Here is an 18459-nt window from a genome sequence, read left to right on the forward strand (position 1 = left end):
ACAGGTAGAGAATGTGAGTCAATTTTTCCAGATTCATCCGGAAAACCCGCAAGCGCGCCTGATCAAACAGGCTGTCGAGATCATCCGCAAAGGCGGGGTGGTGATTTATCCCACAGACTCGTCCTACGCCATTGGTTGCCAGATCGGCGACAAGAATGCGGTGGAGCGCGTGCGCCGTCTGCGCCAGCTGGATGAGAAACATAACTTCGCGCTGATCTGCAGCGATCTGTCGCAATTGGGCCTGTTCGCCAAGATCGATACCGGCACATTTCGCTTGCTCAAGGCACACCTTCCGGGGCCTTACACCTTCATTCTCAACGCCACCCGGGAAGTCCCGCGGCTGTTGCTGCACCCGAAGAAGCGCACCATCGGCCTGCGCGTGCCAAGTCATCCGATTGCCCTGGCCTTGCTGGAAGAGCTCGGTGAGCCATTGATGAGTGTGACGCTGATCATGCCGGGAGATACCGACCCGCTGACCGATCCGTATGAAATGCGCCAGATGCTCGAACATCAGGTCGACCTGATCATCGACGGCGGCTTTGGCGGGATCAAGGCGTCCACCGTGATCAATCTGGCCGACGGCGAGCCGGAAGTGATCCGCGTTGGGTGCGGCGACCCTGCGCCGTTCATGGCCGAAGCCTAGATGTCTGCAGTAGAGCCGGTCGACAGTCAGGCCGGGGCCCAGCAGGAGCTGCCATTCGCCATGGTCTACGGCCAGGCGGTGATGGAAATGCCGCTGGACCTGTACATTCCACCGGATGCCCTCGAAGTGTTTCTCGAAGCCTTCGAAGGGCCCCTCGATTTGCTGCTGTACCTGATCCGCAAACAGAACATCAACATTCTCGACATCCCCGTGGCGGAAATCACCCGCCAGTACATGGGCTATGTCGAGTTGATGCAGTCGGTGCGCCTGGAGCTGGCGGCCGAATATCTGGTGATGGCCGCGATGCTGGCCGAGATCAAATCGCGGATGCTGTTGCCCCGGGCGGAATCGATCGAGGCCGAGGAAGACGACCCCCGTGCCGAACTGATTCGTCGTTTGCAGGAGTACGAACGCTTCAAGGCGGCTGCCGAAGGCATCGATGGCCTGAGCCGAGTCGGTCGCGATGTCGTGGTGCCCAGGCTCGACGCCCCTGAAGCCCGGGCGCGCAAGTTGGTGCCGGACGTCAGCCTGGCGGAATTGCTGATGTCCATGGCCGAGGTGCTGCGCCGGGGCGACATGTTCGAAAGCCACCAGGTCAGCCGCGAAGCCTTGTCCACTCGCGAGCGTATGAGCGATGTGCTGGAGCGGCTCAAGGGTGGCGGGTTCGTGCCCTTTGTCGAGCTGTTCACGGCCGAGGAGGGGCGCCTGGGGGTGGTGGTGACCTTCATGGCGATCCTCGAACTGGTCAAGGAATCCTTGGTCGAGCTAGTGCAGAATGAGCCGTTCGCAGCGATCCACGTGCGGGCCCGAGCCGAATAACGAGTTGAATCATGAACCTGACTGAACCCCGCGAGCTGGCACCGCTGCTTGAAGCCTTTCTGTTGGCATCGGGAAAACCGCAATCGCTTGAGCGCCTGTTCGAACTCTTCGAAGAAGCCGAACGCCCGGAGCCACCGGTGTTCAAGAAGGCTTTGACGATTCTGGCCAAGTCCTGTGACGGGCGCGCCTTCGAGCTGAAGGAAGTCGCCTCCGGCTATCGCCTGCAGATCCGCGAAAAATTCTCGCCGTGGGTTGGCCGCCTGTGGGAAGAGCGCCCGCAGCGCTATTCCCGGGCCATGCTCGAAACCATGGCGCTGATCGCCTATCGCCAGCCGATCACCCGGGGCGAAATCGAGGACGTGCGAGGAGTGGCGGTCAACAGCCACATCGTCAAGACCTTGCTTGAGCGCGAGTGGATCCGCATCGTCGGCTACCGCGACGTGCCCGGTAAACCGGCGATGTTTGCCACCACCAAGGCGTTTCTCGACCACTTCAACCTGAAGAACCTCGACGACCTGCCGCCCCTGGCCGAGCTGCGCGAACTGGAGCCGGACCCGGTACTCGACTTCGACGACGCCCCCGTACCCGCCAGCCTGCAGGAGCTGGCGGACGCCAGTGCCGAGCCGGAAGAGCCGAAGGAAGAAACCAGTTTCCATACGCTGCTGCTGGAACTGGACACGATGGAGGAGGGGCTCAAGACCGACTTCGACGACATCCTGCGCGATGGTGCAGTGACTGAGACTGAAGAAGGTCTGGATCAGCCCGAACCTGAAATCCCGGTTGAACGCCAAGTTGAGGTCGAAGCCCCAGTTGAAGCAGAGCCGGAAGACGATGTGCTGGGAATGGCCGAGGCTCGCGAGAAACTGTTGGCGGCAGTTGCTGCGCTCACCCCCGACCTGACTGATGAAGAAGCCGAAGCCCGCGCCCTGGCGGAAGCGATCGAAGCCGAACGCCGCGAATTCGAGGACTGACCCCGATACCCCTGTAGGAGTGAGCCTGCTCGCGATGGCGTCATGACAGGCAATATTGTGTCGTCTGATACTCCATCGCGAGCAGGCTCACTCCTACAAGGGCTGGGCTAACCGGAGAACTGCATGAGTTCCACCAAAGACCCCTGCATCAGCGTCTGCAAATTCACCGACGACATCTGCCTCGGCTGCGGCCGCAGCAAGCGTGAAATCAAGGCGTGGAAGAAGCTCGACAAGGTCGACAAGCGCGCCGTGCTCGCCGAAGCCGCCTTGCGCCTGATCGCGCTCGGCCCTACCGCTCGGCGCAAAAACAAATAACCTGAGCACCGTGCGCTAGTCTCTGGTGCGTAAATCCGCGCATGCGCGTATGATTCGCGGCCCTTCGGCGATCCCTTCGCCCAAGAACCAGATAGACCACGCTTCAGGACGCCTTCTCAGCGCTTCCTGAACAGACCACACCGGGAGGTGCCCAGATGAGTATCAACGACCAGAAAGACGACCAGGAAATCGGCCCAGCAGGCGAAAAACTGCAGAAAGTCCTCGCCCGTATCGGCGTCGGCTCGCGCCGTGACGTGGAAGCCTGGATCAGCCACGGCCGCATCAAGGTCAATGGCAAAGACGCCACCCTCGGTCAGCGCGTCGACCTGCATGACGCCATCACCATTGATGGCAAGGTGATCAAGCGCGAAGAAGCCGCCGAGTCGGTTCGCCGTGTGATCATGTACAACAAGCCCGACGGTGAAATCTGCACGCGCAACGACCCGGAAGGCCGTCCAACCGTATTCGACAAGATGCCGCGCCCGAAAGAAGGTCGCTGGATCAACATCGGCCGCCTGGACATCAACACCACCGGCCTGCTGATGTTCACCACTGACGGTGAGCTGGCTAACCGCCTGATGCATCCATCCTACGAAATGGACCGTGAATACGCGGTACGTGTGCGTGGCGAAGTGGATGACGAGATGATCGAGCGCTTGAAAGCCGGTGTTGTCCTCGAAGACGGCCCGGCCAAGTTCACCGACATCAAGCAGGCGCCCGGTGGCGAAGGTTTTAACCACTGGTATCACTGCGTGGTGATGGAAGGTCGCAACCGTGAAGTGCGTCGCCTGTGGGAATCCCAGGGCCTGGTGGTCAGCCGCCTGAAGCGTGTGCGTTTTGGTCCGGTGTTCCTCAACTCCGACCTGCCGATGGGCCGCTGGCGCGAAATGAGCCAGTACGAAGTCGACATCCTCAGTGCCGAAGTTGGCCTGACGCCTGTGGCCATGCCGCAGATGAACGCCAAGAGCAAGGACAAGCTCGAGCGTATGCAGCGCAAGTCGTCCCGTCCAATGGGTACCACCGAGCGTGTGCGCACCCTGCGTCCAGCCGCCGGTGCCCCAGCCGCCACACCGCGTCCGGCCCGTGAGCCGCACATCGAAGGCGAACGTCCGGCCCGCAAGCCGGCGGCACCTCGCGCCGATGGCGAGCGCGGCCCACGCACTCCGCGTCCGGCCAATGGTCGTACCGAGCGTGGCGAAGGTCGTGGTGCCCCCGCCGGTGGTCGCAGTGATCGCGGCGCACCTGCCGGTCGCGGTACGCCAGTGGCGGATCGTCCTGCGGACACCAAGCGTCCAGCCAAGCCGGCGCCGAAAAAGCGTCCTGGGATTGTCCTGGTCGACAAGGATGCACCGTCGGGCAAGCGCCGCGGCGCGCCGGCCGGTTCCGGTCAGCGTCCGGGGTTTGGGCGTCGTAAGCCGGAGTGAGGCAGTTGTAAGCTTCGAGCTTTGAGCTGCAAGTAAAAGCGCCATCCTTCGGGGTGGCGTTTTTTTTTGGCTGGCTCAAATGCTCAGGCGCCTGGCAGTCAGCCTTCGCGAGCAAGCCCGCTCCCACCGGGGATTTGCGGTGGTATGAAAAATCTGGCCATACCCCATATCACCTGTGGGAGCGGGCTTGCTCGCGAAGGGGCCAATGAGAGCACCCTTGAAGGTGGCCTGGAAATCCCTCGTTACGGCTTGTAAAGCAATCCTGACGAATCAGGCACTGCTTCAACGATCTTTCACCTGGTGTAAGGAAATCCTTCCGCCAATCTCCTTCGCGCCGCGCTCCCAGCCCTCTATCCCGCTTGTTTCAACCTCCATAGCAGGATCATATGCGCCCCATGCCTGCCGTGCAGGTGCATAAAAACAAGGAGGCGCAATGAACGCCGTGACCCAACTCCACCTCTCTGCGTGGCGCGATTTTCCCGTCGCTCCCGTCGTAGACCTGCAAAGGTCTGACTCAATTTTTGCAGCCGCCCGGCACTCCCGGGGCGGACACAGGCAATCCCGGCAAATGACGCGCTGATCCAGCGGGTCTGGCAGCAGGGGGTTACAGGTGTACAATGCGCCGCGTTTTAACTGTGACTTCCTGCGCACCAGCGCAAACCTCAGGGCTACCCGCCTTGTTCACTCCGTTGCGCCACAAGCGCGTCGGGTTCGATTTCGTCACAGATAAAAACAAACAGGTGACGCATGAACGTTGTAAATACGCTGAACTCCTGGTGCTTGCGCTGGGGTTTGATCGGCGCTGCTTGAAATCGCAACCCGAGCAGCACGTCTACTGAACATCATCAAACCTTGCGTGAGACCCTTTTCATGAGTGGACAAAACTCGCATTCAGGCGAGCTGAAACGCGGCCTGAAAAATCGCCACATTCAACTGATCGCCCTCGGTGGCGCGATCGGTACCGGACTGTTCCTCGGCTCGGCCGGGGTGCTTAAATCCGCCGGCCCGTCGATGATCCTCGGCTACGCCATCTGCGGCTTCATCGCCTTCATGATCATGCGCCAGCTTGGCGAAATGATCGTCGAAGAGCCGGTCGCTGGATCCTTCAGCCACTTTGCGCATAAGTATTGGGGTGGTTTCGCTGGGTTCCTGTCGGGCTGGAACTGCTGGATTCTGTACATCCTGGTGGGCATGTCGGAGCTGACTGCGGTCGGCAAGTACATCCACTATTGGGCGCCGGATATCCCGACCTGGGTCTCGGCTGCCGGCTTCTTCATTCTGATCAACCTGATCAACCTGGCGAACGTCAAGGTGTTCGGCGAGGCCGAGTTCTGGTTCGCGATCATCAAGGTCGTAGCGATCGTCGGCATGATCGCACTGGGCAGCTACCTGCTGGTCAGCGGCAATGGTGGGCCGCAAGCGTCGGTGAGCAACCTGTGGTCCCACGGCGGCTTCTTCCCGAACGGCGTCAGCGGCCTGGTGATGGCCATGGCGATCATCATGTTCTCCTTCGGTGGCCTGGAAATGCTCGGCTTCACCGCAGCGGAAGCAGACAAGCCGAAAACCGTGATCCCGAAAGCCATCAACCAGGTGATCTACCGGATCCTGATTTTCTACATCGGCGCACTGGTGATCCTGCTCTCGTTGACGCCATGGGACAGCCTGCTGGAAACTCTGAACGCCTCGGGCGATTCCTACAGCGGCAGCCCGTTCGTGCAAGTGTTTTCGATGCTGGGCAGCAACACCGCTGCGCACATCCTAAACTTCGTGGTGTTGACGGCGGCATTGTCGGTGTACAACAGCGGCACCTACTGCAACAGCCGCATGCTGCTGGGCATGGCCGAGCAGGGCGATGCCCCGAAAGCCTTGGCAAAGATCGACAAGCGCGGCGTGCCGGTGCGTTCGATCCTGGCTTCGGCGGCGGTCACGCTGATCGCGGTGTTGCTCAATTACCTGATCCCGCACAGCGCGCTTGAGCTGCTGATGTCGCTGGTGGTGGCTACCCTGGTGATCAACTGGGCGATGATCAGCTTCTCGCACTTCAAGTTCCGCCAGCACATGAACAAGACCCACCAGACACCGCTGTTCAAGGCGCTGTGGTACCCGTACGGCAACTACATCTGCCTGGCGTTCGTGGTGTTCATCCTTGGCGTGATGCTGTTGATTCCGGGCATCCAGGTCTCGGTGTATGCGATTCCAGTGTGGCTGGCCTTCATGTGGATCTGCTACGGCATCAAGAACAAGCGCAGCGCGCGTCACGGGCTGCAGCCAGCGGTGAAGTAACGCAGTTCGCGGAAACAACAAACCCGGCCATGTGCCGGGTTTATTGTTTTGTGACCTGCGCAGATCTCCTGTGAAAGCAAGCCTGTTGGGGATCCCCTGTGGGAGCAAGGCTTGCCCGCGATGAACGATGACGCGGTCTAACCTGTAGAACGCGGCGCCTCAATCGCGGGCAAGCCTTGCTCCCACAGGGGATTTTCGGCGTTCTGAAGATCGCATTCGCGGTATCCTGCACGCTCTGAATACGGACGCTTTTTCCATGCTGGTGATTTCCAACAACGTGCACCTGCCGGATGCCGAGATCGAGTTGACGGCCATTCGCGCCCAGGGCGCCGGTGGGCAGAACGTCAACAAGGTCTCCAGCGCCATGCACCTGCGCTTTGACATTCGCGCCTCGTCATTGCCCGAGTTCTACAAGGAGCGGCTGCTGGCGCTGCGCGACAGTCGGATTACCAGCGACGGCGTGTTGATCATCAAGGCCCAGCAATACCGCACCCAGGAAGCCAATCGCGCCGACGCCCTGGAGCGCCTGACCGAGCTGATCCTCAGCGCCACCAAGGTCGAGAAGAAACGCCGCCCGACCAAGCCGACCCTGGGCTCGAAGAAGCGCCGCCTCGAATCCAAGACCAAGCGCGGCAGCATCAAGGCCGGGCGCGGCAAGGTCGATTTCTAGCCGGCGTCCCGCTGCTCCCGGTATCTCGGCGCCTGGCGGTATAGATAGACACTCAGGCCCAGGCCGCTGAGGGCGGCGACAGCGGCGAACAGGAAGATCGAGGCAAAGCCGAAACCTGCGGCGATGGCACCCGCCAGCGGTCCGGTAATCCCCAGGGACAGGTCGATAAATAGCGAATAGGCCCCGACTGCCGCCCCGCGGCTGGAAGCCGGCACCAGGTTCACCGCTTCCACACCGAGCGCCGGAAACACCAGGGAAAAGCCAAAGCCGCTCAAGGCCGCGCCGGCCAAAGCCCAGTGCGCATCGGGTGCCAGCCACAGCAGCAGTAAGCCCAGCGTCTCCACCGACAGGCAGGCGATCGCCACACGGAAGCCCCCGAGGCGGTTGATCAGGTTGCCGAACAGCAGGCGCGCGCCGATGAAGCTGGCGCCGAACAGGCTCAGGCACAGTACGGCGTTGTCCCAATTTTGCGTGGCGTAATACAGGGTGATGAAGGTGGCGATAGTGCCAAACCCGATGGAACCCAGCGCGAGGCCGCAGCCGTGGGGCAGCACCCGACCCAGCACGTGCATGAACGGCAAGCGCTCGCCGACCACGATCGGCGCAGCGGTCTTGGGCCAGGCCAGGGCCAGGCCGATCACCGCCAGCAGCACGATGCTTACGCCCATGCTCCATAAGCCCAACTCCCTCACCAGCAGCACACCCAGCGGCGCGCCGACGGCCAGTGCGCCGTAACTGGCAATACCGTTCCAGGAGATCACTTTGGCAGTGTTCGCCGCGCCGACACGGCCGATGCCCCAACCGATCGAACCGGAGCCGACCAGGCTTTCCGCGCTGCCGAGCACCAGGCGGCCGATCAGCAGGCTGATCAGGCTGAACATGGGCAAGCTCTGGGTCCAGGCTGAAATCAGCATGAAAACACCACTCAGGCCGCAACCCGCGAGGCCGTACATCACCGCCAGCTTGCTGCCCTTGTTGTCGATGATCTTGCCGGCGTAGGGGCGGCTCAGCAGGGTGGCCAGGTATTGCACGCTGATCACCAGGCCGGCGATCACCGCGCCGAAACCCAGGTCGCTGTGGACGTAGCCCGGCAACACCGCCAGGGGAATGCCGATGTTCAGGTAGCCAATGAAGGTGAAGAGGACGATGGACACAACTTGCAGCGTGACCGCCAAGGGGCGCTGGTTTTCAGACATGAGTAAAGGTCCACGGCAAAGCAGGATAGATAGGCTGCTTATGATAGCGGTGGGAGGGCAGGCAGGTCGTGAAAAAGTAAAACTATTTGCCGAGTGGGATCAAATCGGTTTGGCGGGGGCAACCAGTTGAGTCGTGACCAGAGCGGCCAGGGCGTTTTCCTGGGTACCGAAACGGGCGAGCAGGGCAGCTTGTTTTTCCGGGGAGAGGCGATTCCAGATATCGATCATCTTCTCGGCGGTGCCGATCAGGACGCTGGCCTGGTTATCGGTGAAGTCGTCATTCATGCTGGGGCTCAAGGTTCAGGCGGTGTGGAAAGCGCATGTTAGCGCTTTCCACACGGTCTGGCATTGCGGGTGTCTCAGTCTTCGCTGTCAGCCTGGCGACTGTCAGATGCTTCTTTCGGCTCGGGCTGTTGGGCGCCGGCTTGCTGCGTGGTTGTCTGCTCAGTTTCGTGCAGGCTTGGGAAGGGGAGATTAGGGATCTCGTGCATGATTCGCGCTCCTCGCAAAGTCTGTTGATAGATCTGGTAGATCCGCGCTTTTACAAAGCCTGGGCAGGATACAGCAGGAGAAATGACAATTAGAGTTTTATCTGGGATTTCTGCGACAGATGGCCGCACCTCGAGATTTGACCAGGGATCAAATCCACAAGGAGATTCCTTGTGGGAGCGGGCTTGCTCGCGAAGGCGATAGGTCAGGCAACTGAGATGTCGACTGACCCACCGCTTTCGCGAGCAAGCCCGCTCCCACAGGGGTGGTGGCAGTGGCTGAGATTACTTACAGACCTGGGCGATTGCCTCGGCCAGCAAGTCCAGGCGTGTTGCATCGATGCCCGCCACGTTCGCCCGGCCGGTGCCGACCATGTAGACGCTGTGGTGATCACGCAAATTCTTCACCTGCTCCGGCGACAGGCCGGTGTAGGAGAACATGCCGCGCTGCACACCGATGTGGGCAAAACGCTCGCGCAAACCGTGCGGTTCGAGTGCTTCGACCAGGCCGCTGCGTAACTGCGCGATGCGCAGGCGCATGGCTTCCACTTCGTCGGCCCACAGGCTTTTCAGCTCCGGGTCGCCCAGGATGGTCGCCACGACGGCGGCGCCATGATCCGGCGGAGTCGACCACAGGTTGCGGGCAATGTTGGCCAGCTGGCTGCGAATATCCACCAGCTTCTCGGCGTTTTTCGCGCAAACAATCAGCGCGCCCGTACGATCGCGGTACAGGCCGAAATTCTTCGAGCACGAACTGGTGATCAGCACTTCCGGCAACTCGGCGGCGAACAGCCGGGTCGACCAGGCATCCTGCTCCAGGCCATCACCAAAACCCTGGTAGGCGAAGTCGATCAGCGGCAGCAGATCGCGGCTGCGCACGATGTCCAGCACCCGACGCCAGTCGTCATGGGACAGGTCAAAACCGGTGGGGTTGTGGCAGCAGGCATGCAGCAGCACTACGTCGCCGTTGGGCACTTCACTGAGAACCGCGAGCATGGCTTCGACGTCGAGACGGTTATCGCTGCCGACGTAAGGGTAGTGGCTGACCTTGACCCCGGCTGCGGCGAAAATCGTTTCGTGGATCGGCCAGGTAGGGTTGCTCAACCACACGCCACGGCCCGGCAGGCACTGGGCGATGAAGTCGGCGCTGAGGCGCAGTGCACCGGTGCCGCCTGGAGTCTGGGTCGCGCCCGCGCGCTGCTCGGCGATCAACCGGGAGTCGGCGCCCAGCACCAGCTCGTTGATCACCTTGCCGAACGCCGGCTCGCCATGGCCACCGATGTAAGTCTTGGTGGATTGCTTGTCGACCAGTCGCGCCTCGGCGAGTTTTACCGCTTGCGGAATCGGCGTCAGGCCGTGAGCGTCTTTATAGACGCCCACGCCGAGGTCGAATTTGCGCGGGTTCGGATCCTGCGCATACGCGTCCATCAACCCCAGGATCGGATCGCCGGGTACTCGGCCGATCGAGTCGAAATGCATTATTTGCGGCCCTCGGCGTCTTTGGCCACTTCGTCGGTGCGCGCGGCCATGATGAAGTCGTTGCGGTGCAGGCCCTTGATGGAATGGCTCCACCAGGTCACGGTGACTTTGCCCCACTCGGTCAGCAGGCCCGGGTGGTGACCCTCGGCCTCGGAGATTTCACCGACCGCGTTGGTGAACGCCAGGGCGTGCTTGAAATTCTTGAACAGGAAGACTTTTTCCAGCTGCATGATGCTGTCGCGAACTTCGATGTTCCAGTCCGGGATCTGCTTGAGCAATACCGGCAGTTCTTCGTCGCTGACCTGAGGTGCGCCGGCTTGGCAGGCTTCGCAATGGGCTTGGTTCAGAGCGTTCATGGTGTATTCCTGAATTCGATTCTTGTTGGAAATTACTATCTTTGCGCGCAAGTCGCGAGCGGGATCTGCTCAGGCCGCTTTTGGCTTGGGCGGAAATTTCGGTGCGTGCAAGCCCAGCTGCATGCCTTGCTTGACCATGCCCATGATGTCTTCGTGGGCCAGGTCGAACAGACGCTTGAGGTTGGGCAGGACAAAATACAACGGCTGCAGGATGTCGATGCGATAAGGCGTGCGCATGCATTCCAGCGGGTCGAAGGCTTGATGTTCAGGCTCGTCGGACAGGCAGTAGACAGTTTCTTTAGGCGAAGAAAGAATGCCGCCGCCGTAGATGCGTTGGCCTTGGGGAGTGTCGACCAGGCCGAATTCGATGGTCATCCAGTAAAGGCGCGCCAGGTACACCCGTTCTTCCTTGGTCGCCTGCAGGCCAAGCTTGCCGTAGGTGTGGGTGAATTCGGCGAACCAGGGGTTGGTCAGCAGCGGGCAGTGGCCAAAAATCTCGTGGAAAATATCCGGCTCTTGCAGGTAGTCCAGTTCTTCGCGGGTGCGAATAAAGGTGGCCACCGGGAATTGTTTGTTGGCGAGCAATTCGAAAAAGGTCTGGAAGGGAATCAGCGCCGGAACCCGGGCCACTTGCCAGCCGGTGGTTTCACCGAGGACCTTGTTGATTTCGCCAAGTTGCGGGATGCGGTCGTGGGGCAGACCGAGTTTTTCGATACCGTCCAGGTATTCCTGGCACGCACGACCCTCGATCACTTTCAGTTGGCGAGTGATCAGCGTGTTCCACACCGCGTGTTCTTCGGCGGGGTAGTCGATAAAACCTTGCGCATCGGGCTCGCGAGCCACGTATTGCGTCTGCTTCATGCTGCTCTCCTGCTAGGGGAATTCGTTCTTGTTATGTCCAGCTATGGACTTAGAAATACCCCAGGAAGTGGAGGAGTGCAGCGTCGTGTGCGACGTACGAGTGGGAAAAGTTACCGAATATCGTAAAGTTTTCGTTACGGATTGGCGGTTGTAGCGCGGACGTTGAGTTTTTCGGGTTTGAAAAGCGCTCTAGGTGTCACATAATCTTGACGGCTATTTCAGCATCTCAGCAGAAATTGCTGGAGTTTCCCCCGGTAGGAGTGAGCCTGCTCGCGATGGCGGTGGGTCAGTTGCCATCAGTCTGGCTGACCCACCGCCATCGCGAGCAGGCTCACTCCTACCAGGTGCCAAGCCCATCCACCGCTTTCTCAGGCCTTTTTTATGCGTATCAAAGTCCATTGCCAAAACCGCATCGGCATCCTGCGTGACATCCTCAACCTGCTGGTGGAATACGGGATCAACGTCGCGCGAGGTGAAGTCGGGGGCGAGCACGGCAATGCGATCTACCTGCACTGTCCTAACCTGATCAACCTGCAGTTCCAGGCACTGCGGGCGAAATTCGAGTCGATACCCGGGGTGTTCGGCGTCAAGCGCGTAGGACTAATGCCCAGCGAACGTCGGCATATGGAACTCAATGCGCTACTCGGCGCGCTGGAGTTTCCGGTGCTGTCGATCGACATGGGCGGCTCGATCGTCGCGGCCAACCGGGCGGCGGCACAGCTGCTCGGAGTGCGGGTGGACGAAGTGCCGGGGATTCCGTTGTCCCGTTACGCTGAGGATTTCGACCTGCCGGAACTGGTGCGTGCCAACAAGTCGCGGATCAACGGGCTGCGGGTCAAGGTCAAGGGCGACGTGTTCCTTGCCGATATCGCGCCGCTGCAATCGGAACATGACGACAGCGAGGCCATGGCCGGCGCGGTGTTGACCCTGCACCGCGCGGATCGGGTCGGCGAGCGCATCTACAACGTGCGCAAACAGGAACTGCGCGGGTTTGACAGCATCTTCCAGAGCTCGAAAGTAATGGCCGCGGTGGTCCGCGAAGCCCGGCGCATGGCGCCCCTGGACGCACCGCTGTTGATCGAAGGCGAAACCGGCACCGGTAAGGAGTTGTTGGCGCGTGCCTGCCACCTAGCGAGTCCTCGCGGCCAGTCGCCATTGATGGCGCTCAACTGTGCGGGGCTGCCGGAGTCCATGGCCGAGACCGAACTGTTCGGCTACGGCCCAGGTGCCTTCGAGGGCGCGCGGGCTGAAGGCAAGCTCGGGCTGCTGGAGCTCACTGCTGGCGGTACGCTGTTTCTGGATGGGGTCGGCGAAATGAGCCCGCGGTTGCAGGTGAAACTGCTGCGCTTCCTGCAGGACGGCTGCTTTCGTCGGGTAGGCAGCGATGAAGAGGTTTACCTCGATGTGCGAGTGATCTGCGCGACCCAGGTGGATCTGTCCGAGCTGTGCGCGCGCGGGGAGTTCCGCCAGGATCTGTACCACCGCCTGAACGTGTTGTCGTTGCACATCCCGCCGCTGCGCGAATGCCTGGATGGCTTGACGCCGCTGGTCGAGCACTTCCTCGATCAGGCCAGCCGGCAGATCGGTTGCCCGCTGCCAAAACTGGCGCCGGCGGCGATGGAGCGGCTCAGTCACTACCATTGGCCGGGTAATGTCCGGCAGCTGGAAAACGTATTGTTCCAGGCGGTCTCCCTGTGCGAAGGCGGCACCGTCAAGGCCGAGCATATTCGCCTGCCGGATTACGGAGTGCGTCAGCCGCTTGGCGATTTCTCGCTGGAGGGCGGGCTGGACGAGATAGTCGGGCGCTTCGAAAAGGCGGTGCTGGAACGCCTGTATTCCGAGCACCCGAGCAGCCGGCAGTTGGGCAAGCGCTTGGGGGTATCGCATACCACCATTGCCAACAAGTTGCGTGAGTATGAGGTGGGCAAAGAACCCGGCAGCGCCTAGATCCCCTGTAGCAGGCTCGGCAGCTGCTACGGAGACGGTGTCGATTCGAAGTAATTGGCACTTGCCGCGAAGCGGCACTACACCGCCGGTTTTTCGTCTTTACCCCAATCCTCCAATCCCCTCCAAATCCCTCAAGTCCCCTGTTTGCCCGGCTTCGCGCCGCCAGAAAATAGTTGGTCTGCAAATTGCTTATGGCTCAGCAGTACAGCGGTGGGCGGCAAACGTCCGGCATGCAGAGGAAAGAGTGTGGATAAGTACCTTTATGTAGCTATGACCGGCGCCAGCCAGAATGCACTGGCGCAGAAGGCTCATGCGAACAACCTCGCGAACATCTCCACCAACGGTTTTCAGAAAGACCTGGAGCAGGCCCGCTCGATGCCGGTGTTTGGTGACAGCTTTCCGGCGCGGGCGTTTGCCATGGCCGAGCGGCCGGCCACCGACTTTTCCGCAGGCGCACTGGTGGAAACCGGGCGTGACCTCGACGTCGCCGTGCAGGGCAATGGCTGGATCGCCGTGCAGAACCCCGATGGCGGTGAAAGCTACGTGCGCACCGGCAGCCTCAACGTCGATGCCCTTGGCGTATTGCGCGCCGGCAACGGCATGCCGGTAATGGGCAATGGCGGGCCGATTGCCGTGCCGCCCGAGCAACAGATCGAAGTGGGCGAGGACGGCACCATCAGCATCCGCGCGATGGGCGAAGGCCCGCGCGTGATGGCTGAAGTCGACCGCATCAAGCTGGTCAACCCGGACTTCAAGAACATGACCAAAGGCCTCGACGGTTCGATCCACACCAAGGACGGCCAACCGGCGCAGGCGGATGCCAACGTCAAGCTGGTGTCGGGTTTCCTCGAATCGAGCAACGTCAATGCCGTGGAAGAAATGACCTCGGTGCTGGCGCTGGCCAAGCAGTTCGAATTGCACGTCAAGATGATGAACACCGCCAAAGAAGACGACCAGGCCATGGCTCGGGTCTTGCAGATCAGCTAATTACCAGAACGTCGCGCCGTAAAACAGGCGCACGAGGAGAATCGAATGCTTCCGGCTCTATGGGTTGCCAAAACCGGTCTGTCCGCCCAGGACACCAACCTGACCACCATTTCCAACAACCTGGCGAACGTCTCGACCACGGGTTTCAAACGTGATCGCGCCGAGTTCCAGGACCTGCTCTATCAGATCAAGCGTCAGCCTGGCGCCCAGTCGACCCAGGACAGCGAACTGCCGTCGGGTCTGCAGGTGGGTACCGGTGTGCGCATTGTCGGCACGCAGAAAAACTTCACCGCCGGCAGCTTGCAAACCACCGAGCAGCCGCTGGACATGGCCATCGATGGTCGCGGTTTCTTCCAGATCCTGCAGCCGGATGGCACCACGTCCTATACCCGTGACGGTACTTTCCACCTGGACTCCAACGGCCAGATCGTCAATGCCAGTGGCTTCGCTTTGGAACCGGCCATTGTCATCCCGAACGACGCCCAGACCTTCACGGTCGGCCGCGACGGCACCGTTTCCGTTACCGTTCCGGGCAACGCCGCTTCCCAGGTGATCGGCAACCTGCAGACGGCCGACTTCATCAACCCGGCCGGCCTGCAAGCCGTGGGCAACAACCTGTTCCTGGAAACCGCCGCCAGCGGCGCGCCGCAAGTCGGCACCCCGGGTCTCGCCGGTTTTGGTACCACGCTGCAGAACACCCTGGAAACCTCCAACGTCAGCACCGTTGAGGAGATGGTCAACATGATCACCACCCAGCGCGCTTACGAGATGAACTCCAAGGTGATCTCCACCGCCGACCAGATGCTCTCGTTCGTAACGCAGAATCTGTAATCAAGTCTATGGGGCGGCCACGCGGTCGCCGGCAACACCGTGAGGTAGGGTCATGAATCGCTTCGTATCTGTTCTGGCACTGAGTGGGATCACCGCGCTCGCGGGCTGTGTCGCGCCCGCGCCCCGGCCCAACGACCCGTACTACGCCCCGGTGTTGCCGCGCACGCCGCTGCCGGCTGCCGCCAACAATGGCTCGATCTACCAGGCGGGCTTCGAACAGAACCTGTACAGCGACCGCAAGGCGTTTCGCGTGGGTGACATCATCACCATCACGCTGAACGAGCGCACCCAGGCGAGCAAGAACGCCAACTCGCAGATCGGCAAGAACAGCAAGACCGACATCGGCCTGAGCTCGTTTTTCGGAGGCGGCCTGAGCACCAATGACCCGGTGGGGGGCGGTGACCTGAGCCTGGACGTCGGATATTCCGGCGACCGTGCGACCAAGGGCGACAGCAAGTCCGGCCAGAGCAACAGCCTGACCGGTTCGATCACCGTGACCGTCGCCGACGTATTGCCCAACGGCATCATCGCCGTGCGCGGCGAGAAGTGGCTGACCCTCAACACCGGCGATGAGCTGGTGCGGATTGCCGGCATGGTCCGCGCCGATGACATCTCCACCGACAACACCGTGTCGTCGACCCGGGTCGCCGATGCACGCATCACCTATTCGGGCACCGGAGCCTTCGCCGATGCGAGTCAGCCAGGCTGGTTCGACCGTTTCTTCCTCAGCCCGCTGTTCCCTTTCTAGGTGGCTATCAAGTTGAGCACGTTGAACTTCAAACACCTGATGCTGGGCGCGTTGCTGCTGGGCGCAGCCTTCAACGCTCAAGCCGAGCGGCTGAAGGACATCGCCAGTATTTCCGGCGTGCGGTCCAACCAATTGATCGGCTATGGCCTGGTGGTCGGGCTTAACGGCACCGGCGACCAGACAACGCAGACTCCGTTCACCCTGCAAACCTTCAACAACATGCTGTCGCAGTTCGGCATCAAGGTGCCGCCGGGTTCGGGCAACGTACAGTTGAAAAACGTCGCGGCGGTATCGATCAGTGCCGACCTGCCGGCGTTCGCCAAGCCGGGTCAGCAGGTGGATATCACCGTGTCGTCGATCGGCAACTCCAAGAGCCTGCGCGGCGGCACCTTGCTGCTGACGCCGCTCAAGGGTATCGACGGCAACGTCTATGCGATCGCCCAGGGCAACCTGGTGGTCGGCGGTTTTGATGCCGAAGGTCGCGACGGTTCGAAGATCACCGTCAACGTCCCGTCGGCCGGGCGCATCCCCGGCGGTGCTTCGGTCGAGCGTGCGGTACCGAGTGGTTTTAACCAGGGCAACAGCCTGACGCTGAACCTCAACCGTTCGGACTTCACCACCGCCAAGCGCATCGTCGACAAGATCAACAACATGCTCGGCCCTGGCGTGGCCCAGGCCATCGACGGCGGCTCGATCCGTGTCAGTGCGCCACTGGATCCGAGCCAGCGCGTCGACTACCTGTCGATCATCGAAAACCTTGAAGTCGATCCGGGCCAGGCGGTGGCTAAAGTCATCATCAACTCGCGTACTGGCACCATCGTGATCGGCCAGAACGTCAAAGTGTCCCCGGCCGCCGTCACCCACGGCAGCCTGACCGTGACCATCACCGAAGACCCGATCGTCAGCCAGCCTGGCCCGCTGTCCAATGGCCAGACGGCCGTCGTGCCGCGCTCGCGGGTCAACGCCCAGCAGGAAGCCAAGCCGATGTTCAAGTTCGGCCCGGGCACTACCCTCGACGAAATCGTCCGGGCGGTGAACCAGGTCGGCGCGGCACCGGGTGACCTGATGGCCATTCTCGAAGCACTGAAACAGGCCGGCGCCCTGCAAGCCGACCTGATCGTGATCTGAGGACCGCGCCCATGGATATGTACAAGAGCGGTCTGGTCAGCAGCAGCGATTCGGGGTCCTATTCGGACTTGAATCGCCTCAACCAGCTGAAGGTCGGCGACAAGAACAGCGACGCGAACATGCGCAAGGTGGCGCAGGAATTCGAGTCGCTGTTCCTCGGCGAAATGCTCAAGTCCATGCGTTCGGCCACCAATGCGCTGGGCCAGGACAATCCGCTGAACACCGCTGAAGCCAAGCAGTACCAGGAAATGTACGACCAGCAGCTGGCCGTTTCCATGTCGCGCGAAGGCGGCGGTATCGGCCTGGCTGACGTGCTGATGCGCCAGATGTCGAAGAACAAACCCATGGCTCCGGGTGAAGCGGCGGCTGCGTCCGCCGCCAAGCAGGCCGAGGCGAAAGCTGCGGTGGAAACACCAATTGCTGCGGGCACGGCTGCCACCAACGGACCGTTGTCGCGCCTCAATGGCCAGCGCCCGTTGTGGGCTTCGCGCTCGATCCATGCACCGCAGGCAGCGGGTGAGGGCGCGCACCGCAATGACATGGCGCTGATCAACCAGCGCCGCCTGGCATTGCCACCGAAACTGGCCGACCGCCTGCTCGCCGGCCTGGTGCCATCGGCCGCAACGCCGGCCGCCACGGCTACTGCAGCGATCAATAAAATCGAAGTGCCCCAGGTCAGCCCGACCGGCGCCGGTTCGCTGTACAACGGCGACTGGCTGACCGCGCAAACCGAGGCGCCGGCCAGCGGTCGCCTGCAGATCTACGGCCGGGCCATGGCGCAAATCCCCCTGGCGCCGCCGAAAAAAGCTTTCAGTTCCTCCGACGAATTCGTCAACGCCATGCTGCCGATGGCCAAGGAAGCCGCCGACCGCATCGGCGTCGATCCGCGTTACCTGGTGGCCCAGGCCGCCCTGGAAACCGGCTGGGGCAAATCCGTGATGCGCGCCCAGGATGGCAGCAGCAGCCACAACCTGTTCGGCATCAAGGCCAGCAGCAATTGGAAGGGCGATTCGGCCCGAGCGATCACCAGCGAATTCAGAAACGGCGAGATGGTCAAGGAGACCGCGCAGTTCCGTTCCTACGACTCTTACAAAGACAGCTTCCACGACCTCGTGACGCTGCTGCAAACCAACAATCGCTATCAAGATGTCGTGAAGTCTGCCGATAACCCGGAACAATTTGTACGCGAGTTGCAAAAGGCCGGTTACGCAACCGACCCGAACTACGCGAGCAAGATTTCGCAGATAGCCAGGCAGATGACGAGTTATCAGAACTACGCTGCGGCGGGCGTTTCCACTACGCCTTTATAGGCA

The 18459-nt window shown here is 61.3% G+C and carries 19 protein-coding genes; 13 read left to right on the forward strand and 6 right to left on the reverse strand.

The genetic code is table 11. The features are described 5' to 3' along the window. Positions 1-13 precede the first annotated feature (13 nt). The 7 genes from ORL50_RS11900 (at position 14) to arfB (ending at position 7125) form a co-directional block, all read left to right on the forward strand. Positions 14-643, forward strand: a complete 630-nt coding sequence (locus tag ORL50_RS11900) for an L-threonylcarbamoyladenylate synthase (RefSeq protein ID WP_247289436.1) — start codon at positions 14-16, stop codon at positions 641-643. Further along, positions 644-1462 (forward strand): segregation and condensation protein A, encoded by an 819-nt coding sequence (locus tag ORL50_RS11905; RefSeq protein ID WP_490722693.1) that lies wholly within the window; start codon positions 644-646, stop codon positions 1460-1462. A gap of 11 nt (positions 1463-1473) precedes the next feature. Next, positions 1474-2433, forward strand: a complete 960-nt coding sequence (gene scpB / locus ORL50_RS11910; protein ID WP_266014626.1) for an SMC-Scp complex subunit ScpB — start codon at positions 1474-1476, stop codon at positions 2431-2433. A gap of 123 nt (positions 2434-2556) precedes the next feature. Further along, the gene (locus ORL50_RS11915) at positions 2557-2748 is read left to right on the forward strand and encodes a DUF1289 domain-containing protein (protein WP_266014629.1); all 192 of its coding nucleotides are present in this window, start codon (positions 2557-2559) and stop codon (positions 2746-2748) included. Between the two features lie 155 nt (positions 2749-2903). Beyond that, positions 2904-4172, forward strand: a complete 1269-nt coding sequence (gene rluB, locus ORL50_RS11920) for a 23S rRNA pseudouridine(2605) synthase RluB (RefSeq protein ID WP_266014632.1) — start codon at positions 2904-2906, stop codon at positions 4170-4172. An 870-nt stretch (positions 4173-5042) separates the two neighbouring features. Beyond that, the gene (locus ORL50_RS11925) at positions 5043-6455 is read left to right on the forward strand and encodes an amino acid permease (RefSeq protein WP_266014634.1); all 1413 of its coding nucleotides are present in this window, start codon (positions 5043-5045) and stop codon (positions 6453-6455) included. 256 nt (positions 6456-6711) lie between these two features. After that, positions 6712-7125, forward strand: a complete 414-nt coding sequence (gene arfB / locus ORL50_RS11930) for an alternative ribosome rescue aminoacyl-tRNA hydrolase ArfB (protein WP_266014637.1) — start codon at positions 6712-6714, stop codon at positions 7123-7125. Here the strand turns inward: arfB and ORL50_RS11935 are convergent. The 6 genes from ORL50_RS11935 to phhA form a co-directional block, all read right to left on the reverse strand. Further along, positions 7122-8321: an MFS transporter gene (locus ORL50_RS11935; protein ID WP_266014640.1), complete on the reverse strand. Its 1200-nt coding sequence runs from the start codon at positions 8319-8321 to the stop codon at positions 7122-7124. The two genes, arfB and ORL50_RS11935, sit on opposite strands and share 4 nt — an antisense overlap. A gap of 99 nt (positions 8322-8420) precedes the next feature. Beyond that, positions 8421-8606 (reverse strand): hypothetical protein, encoded by a 186-nt coding sequence (locus tag ORL50_RS11940; protein ID WP_266014643.1) that lies wholly within the window; start codon positions 8604-8606, stop codon positions 8421-8423. Positions 8607-8680: 74 nt separating this feature from the next. Continuing rightward, the gene (locus tag ORL50_RS11945) at positions 8681-8812 is read right to left on the reverse strand and encodes a hypothetical protein (RefSeq protein WP_266014646.1); all 132 of its coding nucleotides are present in this window, start codon (positions 8810-8812) and stop codon (positions 8681-8683) included. 282 nt (positions 8813-9094) lie between these two features. Continuing rightward, a complete protein-coding gene (locus tag ORL50_RS11950) occupies positions 9095-10288 on the reverse strand; it encodes an amino acid aminotransferase (RefSeq protein ID WP_416236020.1) in 1194 nt (397 codons plus the stop codon). Beyond that, positions 10288-10644, reverse strand: coding sequence for a 4a-hydroxytetrahydrobiopterin dehydratase (locus ORL50_RS11955; RefSeq protein WP_045058870.1), 357 nt, complete (start codon positions 10642-10644; stop codon positions 10288-10290). The genes ORL50_RS11950 and ORL50_RS11955 overlap by 1 nt, the downstream gene beginning before the upstream one ends. Positions 10645-10713: 69 nt before the next feature. Continuing rightward, positions 10714-11505, reverse strand: a complete 792-nt coding sequence (phhA, locus tag ORL50_RS11960; protein ID WP_122837927.1) for a phenylalanine 4-monooxygenase — start codon at positions 11503-11505, stop codon at positions 10714-10716. Between the two features lie 381 nt (positions 11506-11886). Between phhA and ORL50_RS11965 the strand changes: the two genes are divergently transcribed. From ORL50_RS11965 to flgJ, 6 genes are all read left to right on the forward strand, one after another. Then, on the forward strand, positions 11887-13452 hold the full coding sequence (locus tag ORL50_RS11965) for a sigma-54-dependent transcriptional regulator (protein WP_266014652.1): 1566 nt from the start codon (positions 11887-11889) through the stop codon (positions 13450-13452). A gap of 246 nt (positions 13453-13698) precedes the next feature. Further along, complete coding sequence (locus ORL50_RS11970) at positions 13699-14439, forward strand: flagellar basal body rod protein FlgF (RefSeq protein ID WP_266014655.1); 741 nt, start codon at positions 13699-13701, stop codon at positions 14437-14439. Positions 14440-14484: 45 nt separating this feature from the next. Then, positions 14485-15270 carry a flagellar basal-body rod protein FlgG gene (flgG, locus tag ORL50_RS11975; protein ID WP_045058874.1) on the forward strand — a complete coding sequence of 262 codons (786 nt, stop codon included), beginning with the start codon at positions 14485-14487 and terminating at the stop codon, positions 15268-15270. A 52-nt stretch (positions 15271-15322) separates the two neighbouring features. After that, positions 15323-16018 carry a flagellar basal body L-ring protein FlgH gene (gene flgH / locus ORL50_RS11980; protein WP_266014659.1) on the forward strand — a complete coding sequence of 232 codons (696 nt, stop codon included), beginning with the start codon at positions 15323-15325 and terminating at the stop codon, positions 16016-16018. Between the two features lie 39 nt (positions 16019-16057). Next, positions 16058-17146: a flagellar basal body P-ring protein FlgI gene (locus ORL50_RS11985; protein ID WP_266014779.1), complete on the forward strand. Its 1089-nt coding sequence runs from the start codon at positions 16058-16060 to the stop codon at positions 17144-17146. Between the two features lie 11 nt (positions 17147-17157). Then, positions 17158-18456: a flagellar assembly peptidoglycan hydrolase FlgJ gene (gene flgJ / locus ORL50_RS11990; RefSeq protein ID WP_266014662.1), complete on the forward strand. Its 1299-nt coding sequence runs from the start codon at positions 17158-17160 to the stop codon at positions 18454-18456. Positions 18457-18459 lie beyond the last annotated feature (3 nt).

The organism is Pseudomonas sp. RIT-562, from assembly GCF_026241895.1.
GTDB lineage: Bacteria > Pseudomonadota > Gammaproteobacteria > Pseudomonadales > Pseudomonadaceae > Aquipseudomonas > Aquipseudomonas mandelii_F.

Bases quoted from the DNA above. Each gene is read 5' to 3' on its own strand.
- ORL50_RS11950 (WP_416236020.1), bottom strand. From the start codon at position 10,288: ATGCATTTCGACTCGATCGGCCGAGTACCCGGCGATCCGATCCTGGGG.
- ORL50_RS11915 (WP_266014629.1), top strand. From the start codon at position 2,557: ATGAGTTCCACCAAAGACCCCTGCATCAGCGTCTGCAAATTCACCGAC.
- ORL50_RS11935 (WP_266014640.1), bottom strand. From the start codon at position 8,321: ATGTCTGAAAACCAGCGCCCCTTGGCGGTCACGCTGCAAGTTGTGTCC.
- ORL50_RS11955 (WP_045058870.1), bottom strand. From the start codon at position 10,644: ATGAACGCTCTGAACCAAGCCCATTGCGAAGCCTGCCAAGCCGGCGCA.
- flgJ (WP_266014662.1), top strand. From the start codon at position 17,158: ATGGATATGTACAAGAGCGGTCTGGTCAGCAGCAGCGATTCGGGGTCC.
- phhA (WP_122837927.1), bottom strand. From the start codon at position 11,505: ATGAAGCAGACGCAATACGTGGCTCGCGAGCCCGATGCGCAAGGTTTT.
- ORL50_RS11940 (WP_266014643.1), bottom strand. From the start codon at position 8,606: ATGAATGACGACTTCACCGATAACCAGGCCAGCGTCCTGATCGGCACC.
- scpB (WP_266014626.1), top strand. From the start codon at position 1,474: ATGAACCTGACTGAACCCCGCGAGCTGGCACCGCTGCTTGAAGCCTTT.
- flgG (WP_045058874.1), top strand. From the start codon at position 14,485: ATGCTTCCGGCTCTATGGGTTGCCAAAACCGGTCTGTCCGCCCAGGAC.
- ORL50_RS11945 (WP_266014646.1), bottom strand. From the start codon at position 8,812: ATGCACGAGATCCCTAATCTCCCCTTCCCAAGCCTGCACGAAACTGAG.
- rluB (WP_266014632.1), top strand. From the start codon at position 2,904: ATGAGTATCAACGACCAGAAAGACGACCAGGAAATCGGCCCAGCAGGC.
- flgH (WP_266014659.1), top strand. From the start codon at position 15,323: ATGAATCGCTTCGTATCTGTTCTGGCACTGAGTGGGATCACCGCGCTC.
- ORL50_RS11925 (WP_266014634.1), top strand. From the start codon at position 5,043: ATGAGTGGACAAAACTCGCATTCAGGCGAGCTGAAACGCGGCCTGAAA.
- ORL50_RS11985 (WP_266014779.1), top strand. From the start codon at position 16,058: ATGCTGGGCGCGTTGCTGCTGGGCGCAGCCTTCAACGCTCAAGCCGAG.
- ORL50_RS11905 (WP_490722693.1), top strand. From the start codon at position 644: ATGTCTGCAGTAGAGCCGGTCGACAGTCAGGCCGGGGCCCAGCAGGAG.
- ORL50_RS11965 (WP_266014652.1), top strand. From the start codon at position 11,887: ATGCGTATCAAAGTCCATTGCCAAAACCGCATCGGCATCCTGCGTGAC.
- arfB (WP_266014637.1), top strand. From the start codon at position 6,712: ATGCTGGTGATTTCCAACAACGTGCACCTGCCGGATGCCGAGATCGAG.